The sequence below is a fragment of the Pseudomonas sp. LBUM1643 genome, from assembly GCF_059716215.1.
Genome location: NZ_CP166813.1, coordinates 1,511,340 through 1,522,767 on the forward strand (window position 1 = coordinate 1,511,340; position 11,428 = coordinate 1,522,767).

An 11,428-nucleotide genomic window follows, 5' to 3' on the forward strand; every position below is an offset into this window, starting at 1 on the left:
ACCGTCGCTCCTACATTAGTTCGCGTATGAACGGACAACGCGATCAACAGTGGGAGCAAAGCTTGCCCGCGATGGCGTCCTGAAGGACGCCAGAAAACTCAGGCCTTGTTCAGCGCCTGAGCCGCCGCCAAAACGGCATCCACATGCCCCGGCACTTTCACGCCACGCCATTCCTGACGCAGCACGCCATCCTTGTCGATCAGGAACGTGCTGCGATCAACACCCATGTATTCCTTGCCATACAGCTTCTTCAGCTTGATCACATCGAACAGCTGGCAAAGGGCTTCTTCCTTGTCGCTGATCAGCTCGAAGTTGAACGCTTGCTTGGCCTTGAAGTTTTCATGGGATTTCAGGCTGTCACGGGACACGCCGAACACTTCAGTGTTGGCAGCCTTGAACGCGTCAAGCTGATCACGAAAACCTTGACCCTGAGTCGTGCAACCCGGCGTGCTGTCCTTCGGATAGAAGTAGATCACCACCTGCTTGCCTTTGAGACTGGCGAGGCTGACGGTCTGCCCGCTGGTGGCAGGCGCTTCGAAGTCGGCAACCGGTTGGTCGATGGCAACGGCCATGAAAAGCTTCCTTACATTGGGTTTTGTGGGCGCCACGGTTCGATCAGGGCATCCAGGTTCAGCGCGTCGGCAAAATCCAGGAACTGATCGCGCAACCAGCTGATCTGCACGCCGGCAGGCAACGTCACGGTAAACGTGGCATTGAGCATGGTGCCGCCGGTTTGAGGTGCCTGATAGGTGTCGCAGGTCAGGTTTTCCAGCTCGACGTTGTGGTCCATGAAGAACTGGCACAGCTCGTTGATGATGTCCGAGCGATAAGCCGAGCTGACATAAGCGACGTACGGCAGGGCCTGGGGACGATTCTCCAGGGCCGCACTGCGCACTACGTTGACGGTGAAAGCGTGCTTCTTGGCCAGGCTCGGCAGGCTGCCTTCCAGACGCGCCAGGGCGTCCCAGCTGCCGGAAATCTCGAGGACCAACGCGCTGCATTCGCCATGACGCGTCAGGCGAGAGGTGACCACGGCGCAGCGATTTTCATGGCTGGCGCGGCACAGGACGTTAGTCAGCTCCATAGGGTTGGCGCCGAGGGCACTGATGACAAGGAATTGTTCGCGAACTGTGGGGGTGGACATGCAGCATTCCTAAAGCGATGAGCGGTCGATACTTCGATGGGCTCTTATTACCGGAAACGGGCCTGCGGATGCGAATTCAGAAAACCCGAGTGGCAGGTTGCAACGTGCTCCAGTGTGGCAAGAGCGAAGGGTGGCAACGCTGGATCGGGGCTTGTGATGCCGAAAAAGGAGGCTGAAACACGGCGTACGAGCTTATCAGTACCGATCAAAGTCTGAAGGGTAGCGAAAAGCAGCGCCAAGGGGAATGGCAGCAGCGCAGTACTTCGCTTGTACAAGCATCTTGGCGCCAGTACCATTACCGCTCTCTTTTTCCGGCAGGAGCGGTTGCATGATTGCGGGCAGTATGGTGGCACTGGTCACACCCATGGATGCACAGGGTAGTCTCGACTGGGACAGCCTGAGCAAACTGGTGGACTTTCACCTGCAAAACGGCACCCACGCCATCGTGGCGGTCGGTACTACAGGTGAATCGGCCACCCTCGACGTGAACGAGCACATCGAAGTGATTCGCTTCGTGGTGAAGCAGGTTGCGGGGCGCATCCCGGTGATCGCCGGCACAGGTGCCAACTCCACGCGCGAAGCCATCGAGCTGACCAGCAATGCGAAGTCTGCCGGTGCCGATGCCTGCCTGCTGGTGACTCCGTATTACAACAAGCCGACTCAGGAAGGCCTTTACCAGCACTTCAAAGCCATCGCCGAAGCCGTCGACATTCCGCAGATCCTGTACAACGTGCCAGGCCGGACGGCATGCGACATGTTGACCGAGACGGTGATCCGCCTGTCGACAGTCAAAAACATCATCGGCATCAAGGAAGCCACCGGCGACCTGAAGCGTGCCAAAGCCATCATCGACGGCGTGAGCGACGACTTCCTGGTGATTTCGGGTGACGATCCTACGGCTGTCGAGCTGATCCTGCTGGGCGGCAAGGGCAATATTTCCGTTACTGCCAACGTTGCCCCGCGTGACATGGCCGACCTGTGCAACGCCGCGTTGAAAGGCGATGCCGTCACGGCCCGTGCGATCCATGAAAAGCTGATGCCGCTCAATAAAACCCTGTTTATCGAATCCAACCCTATTCCCGTGAAATGGGCACTGCATGAAATGGGCTTGATGCCGGACGGTATCCGTCTGCCGCTCACCTGGCTCAGCACTGCCTGTCACGAACCGCTGCGGCAGGCCATGCGCCAGTCCGGCGTCCTGGTTTAATTGAGGAAGCACTACGCATGAAGCGATTGGCCGGACTTTCCGCACTTGCCTTGATCATCTCCAGCACCAGTGGCTGCGGATGGGTCTGGGGCCCGGAAGGTTATTTCCGTGACCGTGGTAGCGATTACCTCGAAGCGCAACAGACTGCACCGATGCAATTGCCGCCGGATGTCACCACTGCCAAACGTCTGGATCCGCTCTTGCCGATCCCGCGCAACGTGGCTGATGACACCGTCAAAGGTGAATACATCGTTCCTCGTCCGCAACCGCTGACGGCATCGGCTGATGCCAGCGCCTACTCGCTGCAGAAGAGCGGTGATACGCGCTGGATCGTTGCCCAGAACCCGCCGGCCGAAGCTTGGCCAGTGGCGGTGCAATTCTTCCAGGACAACGGTTTCCGTCTGGACGAACAGCGCCCGCAAACCGGTGAATTCACCACCACCTGGCAGCATTCCGACGAACTGTCCGCCGCCATGGCCAAGCGCCTGAGCGCCGCAGGTGTCAGCACTGACAGCGAAACCCGCGTGCGGGTGCGCATCGAGCCAGGCGTGCAGCGCAACACCAGTGAAATCTATGTGGTGAGCGCCGAGCGTCCTGCTGGCAGTACCGCAGACGTAGACTTCCCTAACCGTTCGGTCAACACCGGGCTGGATGCTGCTCTGGTAGATGACATGCTCGCGAGCATGAGCCGCATTTCCGAGAAGGGCGGCTCCGTCTCCATGCTGGCCTCCCGTGATTTCGATACCCCTAACCGCGTCAGCCTGAGCGAAGACGGTAGCGGTAACCCGGTACTGAACGTCGGTCCTGACCTGGATCGCGCCTGGTCGAGCGTCGGCCGTGCGCTGGAACAAGGCGAATGGCGCGTTGAAGACATCAACCGCAGCCTGGGCCTGTACTACATCAACTTGTCTGAGAAGGCCGAGAAGAAGGACGACAAGCCTGGTTTCTTCAGCAGCCTGTTTGGCAGTGCGCCGAGCAAGGAAGAAGTTGAAGCCCGTGCCGAGCGTTATCAGGTTCGCCTGAGCAAGGTTGGCGAGAACGTCCAGGTCACCGTCGAGAAGAACATCAACACCGTCGCGCCTGCAGAGGTTGCGCGCAAAGTGTTGAGCGTTATTCAGGACAACTTGGGCTGATCACATGCGCTTTGCCGTTCTCGGCAGCGGTAGCCAAGGGAACGGCACGCTGATCGCCAGCGCTGACACGTATGTGCTGGTGGATTGTGGTTTCTCTCTTCGGGAAACCGAAAAACGCCTGTTGCGCCTGGGTGTAAACCCGGCGCAACTGAGCGCGATACTCGTAACCCACGAACATGCCGACCACGTGCATGGCGTGGGTTTACTGTCTCGGCGTTACAATCTGCCTGTCTACCTCAGTCGCGGCACCCTGCGCGGGATGCGCAAACCGATTGAACCTGCTGGCCTTCTGGCTGGCGGCGAGCAACTGCAGATCGGCGCTCTGAGCATCGGCGTCATTGCCGTGGCCCACGATGCACAGGAGCCGACGCAGTACGTCTTCAGCGATGGTGAGCGGCGCTTCGGCCTGTTGACCGACCTGGGCTCGTACTGCAACAAAGTGCTGGACGGCTATCGGGACCTCGATGCGTTGATGATCGAGTCCAACCATTGCCGTGACATGCTGGCTCGCGGTCACTACCCGTACTTTCTCAAGCAGCGGGTAGGCGGGGAATTGGGACATTTGAACAACCACCAGGCGGCATTCCTGGTGTCCGAGTTGGGCTGGCAAGGCCTGCAACACCTGGTCCTGGCCCATCTGAGCAGCAAGAACAACCTGCCGCAGCTGGCCCGGCAATGTTTTGTCGACACCCTCGGGTGCGATCCGGACTGGCTGCAACTGGCCGATCAAGATTCAGGGCTCGACTGGCGACATATCGCCTAGCCCACCTACTTAGCAAGCGGAGCCCATCATGGAAAAACGTGAAGAACTCTACCGCGGCAAAGCCAAATCGGTTTTCAAGACCGACGACGCTGACCGCTTGATCCTGCTGTTTCGCAACGACACCTCGGCGTTCGACGGCAAGCGCATCGAACAGCTCGACCGCAAAGGCATGGTGAACAACAAGTTCAACGCCTTCATCATGCAGAAACTCGAAGCGGCCGGCGTGCCGACCCAGTTCGACAAGCTGCTCGGCGACAACGAATGCCTGGTGAAAAAACTCGACATGATCCCGGTCGAGTGTGTCGTGCGTAACTACGCCGCGGGCAGCCTGGTCAAGCGCCTGGGTGTCGAAGAAGGCATGAAGCTCAACCCTTACACCTTCGAACTGTTCCTGAAGGACGACGCCAAGGGCGACCCGTTCATCAACGAATCCCACGTCGTGGCATTCGGTTGGGGCACCGCCGAGCAATTGGTTCGCATGAAAGAACTGTCGCTCAAGGTCAACGAAGTCCTGAATAAACTGTTTGACGACGCCGGCCTGCTGCTGGTCGACTTCAAACTCGAATTCGGCGTGTTCAGCGACGGCTCCATCGTCCTGGGCGACGAATTCAGCCCGGACGGCTGCCGCCTGTGGGACAAGGCTACCGGCAAGAAAATGGACAAGGACCGCTTCCGTCAGGGCCTCGGTGACGTCATCGAAGCCTACGAAGAAGTCGCCAACCGTCTGGGCGTACCGCTTTAATCGACGCAAGCATCTGATAGCACAGAAATATTTCGCTTAGGGGGTTCGCTTCCGGCAAAAGTGTTGTTATGATGCGCGCCGTTGGAGAGATGCCAGAGTGGCCGAATGGGACGGATTCGAAATCCGTTGTACCTTCACCGGTACCTAGGGTTCGAATCCCTATCTCTCCGCCATACATAGAAAAGCCCCATAGATCAAGGTCTTGGGGCTTTTTGCATTCTGCGATTCTACGTAGCGATTCTACGTAAATACTTGCCGCTACAGACCCTCCTGAGCGCTCCTGTAGCGCGTACCTTCCAGTCGTACACAGCCCCCAATTGATCGCCCTCAGCCCGCCTGTAGAGTCGTGGGGCGTAACTTCGTCAGCGCAATGGATGAGCTGGAAGCGCACAAGGGGACCACGAGTGAGAAGCCTGTGCAGCTCGTGCCAACCAAGCCGGGAGAGTGAGTCGTACAGCAGCGCGACATCTGTATTAAAGTCAAAAACTTCCAGTTCTACGAATAGACATCACCGGGTGCTCCCTGATGAATCAGCCTTCAATTTAGCAGCTTTTCTTGCTAATCGGACCTTGGCACTCGTCAAAGGACGTCGTACATAGGCAAGTGATGGCGGTTTGCAATAATTGCGGATAGTCTGAGGGTGCTACAGGACGTTACGGCATGACAATGTGCTGACTAGTTTGATTAAGTTGAGGGCGGGTATGGACAAGCTTTTGATTAACGGCGGTAAGGAATATATCTCTGTAGATGTACTACCAGATTTCTGTCCGATATGTCATTTTGGCGTTAATCCTAATTTCATAACAGGCTTCCGTTGCGATTCTAGTGAAAATGTGGATGTTTTGTACGTATGTCCCAAAACTGACTGTAAAAAAATGTTTATAGCGTCATATAGAATGGATTTTATGAAGGGGAGTTTTTTATTGAGGTCATTGCTGCCTCGAACACCCAAAGCCGTTGCTGTTGTTCAGGAGATTGCAGATATATCACCGCAGTTTGCGGAAATTTTTAAGCAGGCGTCTCAAGCTGAATCTTATGGCTTGGGGGAAATAGCCGGAGTTGGATTCAGGAAGTCTCTAGAGTATCTCATTAAAGATTATTGTACCGCTCAGAATCCCGAAAAAGAAGAAGATATTAAAAAGCGTCCGATTGCACAGGTGATTGAAGTTTTCGTTTCAAATGAGAATGTTAAGCAGTGTGCTAAGCGGGCGATTTGGCTGGGCAATGATGAAACCCACTACGTGAGGAAGTGGGGAGGTAAAGATATCAAGGATTTGAAGTTGTTGATTCAAGTTACTGTTAACTGGATTCAGCAGGAAGTGATTACAAAGAAACTACTAGAGGATATGCAATAGATTGTAATTGCTGCGGAGCGTTACGTATGGTCGTTGAGTTAACTTACACTGCAGTTTGCCGTAACAATAAACTATTCATATTTGATGGTCTGAGTGAAGGCGAAAGTCAGACTGGGCGTCGCCTGCATGAAGATGTTACTGACTTCGCAAACAGCATAGGTCGATACCAATACTGTACACGATACGTAATCAAAAATAGAACTATGCTGGTAGCCGTCTTGAAGGCTATGGAGAATGAATGCAAGGCCGGGGTTTTGCTGCCGGCTTTACATTTTGAATGCCATGGAGATGAGGAGAAAGGCTTGTTACTTGCTTCCAGTAATGAGTTTATACCATGGCCTGAATTAGCCGCCCTCATCGCTCCACTCAATGCTGTTACCCGGAATAACATTGCTGTTGTGCTCGCGTCGTGTCACGGCTTTACGCTTTGGAGGTCAGTAAATATAAAAGCTTCCTGCCCATTCCATTTCATGATTGCACCCAATCAAGAGATTAGTGCAGGTGCCATTCATGATTCTCTTCTTCCATTTTATAAGGAGGTCATATCAACCGGAGATCTGAGTTCGGCACTCCCACAGCTTGATAGTAAATTCCAACGCTTCATTGCAGGTGAATGGTTTTATTCAATAATCGCTTCTTTTTTTACTCACAACTACAGTTTGAAAGACAAGGAAGAGATCATGAGCCGGATGATTGACAATGAAGTGGCCAAAGCGGGCTACTCCAACCGCCAGTTGATTCGGAAAAGCAGGGTGAGAATCAAGAAGTTCCTTAAAGATCCCCGGGTTTTTTATCAAGCAGTAGAGAAGCTCTTCTTTTATGGGCAAATGCAAGTGCCCTACGAAGATTTTAAAAGATTCGTAGACTCTCAGAAAGGTACACCATAACCCGACCCGCGAGTTGTGAGTAACTTTGATGCTCGTCTGACTCTCAGTTTGAAAGAGTAATGCATAGCGATTAACGTTGGTATTTGGCACGATCACAGAAAATCTCTCCATCTCCTTTATTAAGGATGAGGAGGAGCTTGTTTCGGTAGTTTTATTGGGTGCAGTCGCGAGCGTTAGCGATGTAACTCACTCAATGCAATGCCTCTTGACAAAACAGGGTCAGCAGGCGTATAAAGGCCACTCTTTCCAGCAGTCCGCACCGAACGTTCTCGACATACCCAGTGTATTGTCAGGCGTCGGTTTTCTGCCGTCTGGAATTTGACCCTAATCAATCCACAACGGGGCATCTGCCTATGAATTGAACCGAATACAGGAGATACAAAGATGAGTAACCAATTGCACCTTTCGAAACAATGTCACACCAGCAATATTGATGGTTTCCAAGTCGATCAGGAGACCGGAGAAATCTACGGTGAGTACATCACCAATCCATACTCAGTTACAGCTGATCCGCTCAAGCCAGAACTTAGCAAATGCCGAAGCGTTGACGACTTTCGCGACTTTCTTGAACATGTCGATCTACGCACACTTCCCAGATTTTCCAGATTTGATCTCATAGATGCACAAGATCACGCTCTGGGTCAGTGGAAACGAACCGGTGTGGATTGTCGTATCACCCTTCCAATGATGAATACCCTTTGCACTCTTCATGGCCTTGTAAAGTACGCAAACATCATTGTGATGACTAAGGCAGCCTTAGCGAAGGTGTTAGGCGTCGCCGAATCCAACCTGACCAAGAAACTTTCACCTCTCGTCAATGCCAAGCTATTGAGGGTGTGTACCTCTCGTGACGGCATCCGCAAAGGTGAGATCAAGCTTCTGGTCAACCCTCGCCTGATCTTCCGTGGATTCGACAATGTTCGAGAAGCGTATGTAGAGGGATGGTACTTAGAAGAGGCGAGAAATAGCTGCCCACTCATTGGGCGAGTCAGCGTAGCCGCTGCTGCGTAAGAATCTTAAAAAAATTACGCGAAAAATGGGCTGCAAGCCTTTGTATTCAAGGGGTAGTCAAAAGTCCTCCTATATATAAAGAACTTTCTCAGTGCGGAGCACTACAGTTTAAACACGTTGATGGACAATAGCCGCATCGTCCCGATTCAGGATCAGCCCACCGTCAAATACAATAATATCAACACACATCAAAGCTCTTCGCTTTTGATCTGCTACACCGAAGAAGGTGACGTGCAATAGCTGTCAGCGACCGCTGACGGGGTGACTACTGAATGCGTCCGCGTTCGTTTATGCACCGAAGCAAAAGGCAAGATCAAAGGCAAGAGCTAGATTTTTGTTTATTTGTATTTGTGTCGAGGTACACCCGAAGGGTAGTCGGCGATCACGCCATAGCTGAGTCAAGATGAAAGCTAAACGCTTTCGGTGCGACCACTCCTAATGGGGTAACAGCCTATAGCAGAGCTATGAACCCGTACCGCCGAATGAAAATCCCTATTTGGTTGGGATTTGCTCTCGCTTTGCCGCTACACTCGAATCTCCTCAAAGAGGTGACACGGATGGCCAAGAAGAGTAACGAAGATGACAAAATCCCACGCGATCACTCTGTAATTGGCCGTGCTATTGGAGTGATCGACCATTTCACCATCAGTTACGATGCTGACACTGGTGTTCCTCATATCCACGAACTCGATCCTGCGTCTCTGCGTAGCGAGATTTCCTACCAGAAGAAAAATGGCAAAGACAAAGTAGTCTATTCAACACCAGTTGAAGACTTCTGTGCATTGGGCGAAAGCTTCATAGAACAGTTACAGAAGAAGTTCGATTACCTGATTGCCGTGGATACAAATACCATAAAAGAACCGCCACGCACCAACGGGTGCAGGATTAGCGTTGCTGCCAGTTGTGCAATACCGATTCCGTTGTCCGAAGTAACTGATCAGGTTGCATTCAATCCGGTAGGCGCTCATTTTATTTATGATTCTGGGCCTGTGGTCAATGCTGAGCCTTTGGGCTGGCATTTGATAATACAAAAGCTTTCGCATATTCCGTCTTTGAGTGCCAAGCGCATCGGTATCATTGTGGATAGTGAGCTGGGTCTACACCTCGATATCAACGCTCGTAACATCCCCTACTATGGTGCGCATATTCTCCCCTCCAACATGACCCTGATCTACGCTTCCAGCGATAAACCGGAGATATTCGCCAACGCCATGCTCAAGCATTGTGACTCCATGGCAGAAAGGATAATCGAGGATTTCAGGAAGAAAGACCCTGATTTAATCTTCCGCATGGAGGGTCAGAAGTTTGGTACTGCCACTTGCATCCCTATCAATGTTAAACCATCTTCCATGCCGATTATCTATGGGAAGGCGCCTGACCCTACCCAGAAATAATATTGCTCGCCGCCCATACTAACGCCGTCCAGCTGGAGCCTAGAGCAAGCATGAGCCAACCCAATTCATTCGCGCTCAAGGTGTTTCCTGCTCCAGTGAGCTGCTGGCCTCTGGTGATGAAGATGAAGGCAACAAAGTAGTAACGTCAGTATCGACAACACTCGGCGTAAACCACGCAAAGACACCCACACCGCTATCAGCCATAGCGCAGCAGCAAGCAACATGATCACGGCCAAGGTTCGGGTTTTCACGGTGTCCTCCTGTTGTCGATTGTGCCGACTGAGAGCGCTGGAGAATGATTTTAGTTCATGGGTGAAACCCCGACGGAAACCTCAGGGAAACCCTGATTAACCCCATGGAAACCATGCTCCTATTCCCGGTTATAACCACGCTACTGGTTAGACCATCGGCCTATATGCCAGTGTATACGCGGGGTCTGGTGAATTTACTAAGCCGGACTCTGAGATTCATCCCACATATTGGGACAATTATTAAAAATGCAGTTTTCCGCGCCGAATCACCAAATTCTGCAAAACGGCCACACCCACCGAGGACGACAGTCATGCCAGACAAAGACGAAGCCAACATCGCCACAGCAGATGCGCTCACATTGCTTTTGCAAAATCAACACGCCTTGGGCGGGGCTCTTGAAGAGATTACCAAGTGGCTTTCCGAGAACGGGGTGGGGAGTGTCGCCGCCAACGCTCTGTCCGCCATGGAGACATTGGACACAAACGCCAAGGCCCTCACCGATGCGATCAACCAACTACGCAAATCCTAGGTATCATCAAACGACCGTTAAACGATACCGTCTATCCGATACCTATGCCGGTATCATCAAGTGCGGGTTTACGCGTTGTTGATACCAATGCAATATGATCCCTCCATTGTTGATACCTCGGAGGGTGAGAAAATGAGCCGTCTATTCGGATACGGTCGTGTCAGTACGACAGAACAGAACACCGACAACCAACTAGTAGCGCTCACCTCCAAAGGTTTCGATATCCAGCCTGCTCGCTGGTTCTCCGAACAAATCAGTGGTGGTGTGCCAGCTCTCCAGCGTCCCCAGTTCAGCAAGATGGTCGAGCGCATGGAAGCAGGCGATACGTTGGTGGTGTTGAAGCTGGATCGATTGGGCCGGGACGTGCAAGACGTGCTCGGCACAGTGTCCCAGTTGGCTACTGCTGGTATCCATGTCCGTAGCCTCGATCTCGATGGCGTAGACCTCACCAGCGCAGCCGGGAAGCTCCAGCTAACCGTTCTCGCAGCAGTTGCAGCCTTTGAGCGTGATCGCATCAAGGAACGCACCAGAGAGGGCCTTGCACGGTCTGACAAGAAGGGTGGTCGTCCGGTGGCTGTAGACACTACGGAAGCAGTGCAGAAGCTCAAGGCTAAAGGCATGACACAGGCTCAGGCAGCAGCCGAACTGATGGTGAGCTTGCCAACGATCAAGAGACATTGGAACAAGGTTTGAAGTAGGCGTGTAGCCTCTTAACAGCCCGCCTAGAGCGGGCTTTGTCGTCTCTGATATCATGTGATTCAGATTGCTACAACGTGGCCTGTAGAGCCTTGGAGAGCGCCACAGGGGGGGTAGGTTATTTCTGAATTTCAGGTGTTTGGATAACCCATTGTCGTTCGGCGTTAAGCACCGCTAGCATTTCGCTGGAAAATCCGCTGTTGATACAATCCTTCCCTGTGCTCGCTTGCACCGTTATTCTGGGGACAGTCCAGAGGTGCAGGTGAGCCACCAGATTATTTTCCAGCGGTAAAACTCAAGTCAAAACGAAGTTGG

Annotated in this window: 12 protein-coding genes and 1 tRNA gene; 11 read left to right on the forward strand and 2 right to left on the reverse strand. The window is 52.9% G+C overall.

Features of this window, described 5'->3' with window-relative positions; all coding sequences use genetic code 11:
* Positions 1-98: 98 nt before the first annotated feature.
* Together ACA063_RS06755 and ACA063_RS06760 are read right to left on the reverse strand one after the other, a co-directional pair.
* Entirely contained in the window at positions 99-572 is a 474-nt protein-coding gene (locus ACA063_RS06755) for a peroxiredoxin (RefSeq protein ID WP_497665253.1), read from the reverse strand.
* Positions 573-583: 11 nt separating this feature from the next.
* A complete protein-coding gene (locus ACA063_RS06760; protein WP_162439468.1) occupies positions 584-1,144 on the reverse strand; it encodes a glycine cleavage system transcriptional repressor in 561 nt (186 codons plus the stop codon).
* Positions 1,145-1,472: 328 nt separating this feature from the next.
* Here ACA063_RS06760 and dapA point away from each other — a divergent pair, with 328 nt between their 5' ends.
* The 11 genes from dapA to ACA063_RS06815 all read left to right on the forward strand — a co-directional run bounded on the left by dapA (position 1,473) and on the right by ACA063_RS06815 (position 11,110).
* Complete coding sequence (dapA, locus tag ACA063_RS06765) at positions 1,473-2,351, forward strand: 4-hydroxy-tetrahydrodipicolinate synthase (RefSeq protein ID WP_497665254.1); 879 nt, start codon at positions 1,473-1,475, stop codon at positions 2,349-2,351.
* Between the two features lie 17 nt (positions 2,352-2,368).
* Positions 2,369-3,484 (forward strand): NlpB/DapX family lipoprotein, encoded by a 1,116-nt coding sequence (gene bamC, locus ACA063_RS06770; protein ID WP_162439470.1) that lies wholly within the window; start codon positions 2,369-2,371, stop codon positions 3,482-3,484.
* 4 nt (positions 3,485-3,488) lie between these two features.
* Positions 3,489-4,247 (forward strand): MBL fold metallo-hydrolase, encoded by a 759-nt coding sequence (locus ACA063_RS06775; protein ID WP_008153089.1) that lies wholly within the window; start codon positions 3,489-3,491, stop codon positions 4,245-4,247.
* 28 nt (positions 4,248-4,275) lie between these two features.
* The gene (gene purC, locus ACA063_RS06780) at positions 4,276-4,989 is read left to right on the forward strand and encodes a phosphoribosylaminoimidazolesuccinocarboxamide synthase (protein ID WP_092271820.1); all 714 of its coding nucleotides are present in this window, start codon (positions 4,276-4,278) and stop codon (positions 4,987-4,989) included.
* Between the two features lie 83 nt (positions 4,990-5,072).
* Positions 5,073-5,162, forward strand: a tRNA-Ser gene (locus ACA063_RS06785).
* A gap of 528 nt (positions 5,163-5,690) precedes the next feature.
* Positions 5,691-6,344 carry a hypothetical protein gene (locus ACA063_RS06790; protein ID WP_497665255.1) on the forward strand — a complete coding sequence of 218 codons (654 nt, stop codon included), beginning with the start codon at positions 5,691-5,693 and terminating at the stop codon, positions 6,342-6,344.
* A 26-nt stretch (positions 6,345-6,370) separates the two neighbouring features.
* Positions 6,371-7,231 (forward strand): hypothetical protein, encoded by an 861-nt coding sequence (locus tag ACA063_RS06795; RefSeq protein ID WP_497665256.1) that lies wholly within the window; start codon positions 6,371-6,373, stop codon positions 7,229-7,231.
* Positions 7,232-7,615: 384 nt separating this feature from the next.
* The gene (locus ACA063_RS06800) at positions 7,616-8,242 is read left to right on the forward strand and encodes a hypothetical protein (RefSeq protein WP_497665257.1); all 627 of its coding nucleotides are present in this window, start codon (positions 7,616-7,618) and stop codon (positions 8,240-8,242) included.
* 557 nt (positions 8,243-8,799) lie between these two features.
* Positions 8,800-9,636 (forward strand): hypothetical protein, encoded by an 837-nt coding sequence (locus ACA063_RS06805; protein WP_497665258.1) that lies wholly within the window; start codon positions 8,800-8,802, stop codon positions 9,634-9,636.
* Positions 9,637-10,198: 562 nt separating this feature from the next.
* A complete protein-coding gene (locus ACA063_RS06810; protein WP_497665259.1) occupies positions 10,199-10,417 on the forward strand; it encodes a hypothetical protein in 219 nt (72 codons plus the stop codon).
* Between the two features lie 132 nt (positions 10,418-10,549).
* Positions 10,550-11,110 carry a recombinase family protein gene (locus ACA063_RS06815; protein WP_497665260.1) on the forward strand — a complete coding sequence of 187 codons (561 nt, stop codon included), beginning with the start codon at positions 10,550-10,552 and terminating at the stop codon, positions 11,108-11,110.
* The last annotated feature ends 318 nt before the right edge of the window (positions 11,111-11,428 follow it).

What these genes read in the sequence shown, in the direction of transcription:
- ACA063_RS06800 (WP_497665257.1), top strand. Translation starts at nt 7,616, where the DNA reads ATGAGTAACCAATTGCACCTTTCGAAACAATGTCACACCAGCAATATT.
- purC (WP_092271820.1), top strand. Translation starts at nt 4,276, where the DNA reads ATGGAAAAACGTGAAGAACTCTACCGCGGCAAAGCCAAATCGGTTTTC.
- ACA063_RS06810 (WP_497665259.1), top strand. Translation starts at nt 10,199, where the DNA reads ATGCCAGACAAAGACGAAGCCAACATCGCCACAGCAGATGCGCTCACA.
- ACA063_RS06815 (WP_497665260.1), top strand. Translation starts at nt 10,550, where the DNA reads ATGAGCCGTCTATTCGGATACGGTCGTGTCAGTACGACAGAACAGAAC.
- dapA (WP_497665254.1), top strand. Translation starts at nt 1,473, where the DNA reads ATGATTGCGGGCAGTATGGTGGCACTGGTCACACCCATGGATGCACAG.
- ACA063_RS06805 (WP_497665258.1), top strand. Translation starts at nt 8,800, where the DNA reads ATGGCCAAGAAGAGTAACGAAGATGACAAAATCCCACGCGATCACTCT.
- bamC (WP_162439470.1), top strand. Translation starts at nt 2,369, where the DNA reads ATGAAGCGATTGGCCGGACTTTCCGCACTTGCCTTGATCATCTCCAGC.
- ACA063_RS06755 (WP_497665253.1), bottom strand. Translation starts at nt 572, where the DNA reads ATGGCCGTTGCCATCGACCAACCGGTTGCCGACTTCGAAGCGCCTGCC.
- ACA063_RS06790 (WP_497665255.1), top strand. Translation starts at nt 5,691, where the DNA reads ATGGACAAGCTTTTGATTAACGGCGGTAAGGAATATATCTCTGTAGAT.
- ACA063_RS06775 (WP_008153089.1), top strand. Translation starts at nt 3,489, where the DNA reads ATGCGCTTTGCCGTTCTCGGCAGCGGTAGCCAAGGGAACGGCACGCTG.
- ACA063_RS06760 (WP_162439468.1), bottom strand. Translation starts at nt 1,144, where the DNA reads ATGTCCACCCCCACAGTTCGCGAACAATTCCTTGTCATCAGTGCCCTC.
- ACA063_RS06795 (WP_497665256.1), top strand. Translation starts at nt 6,371, where the DNA reads ATGGTCGTTGAGTTAACTTACACTGCAGTTTGCCGTAACAATAAACTA.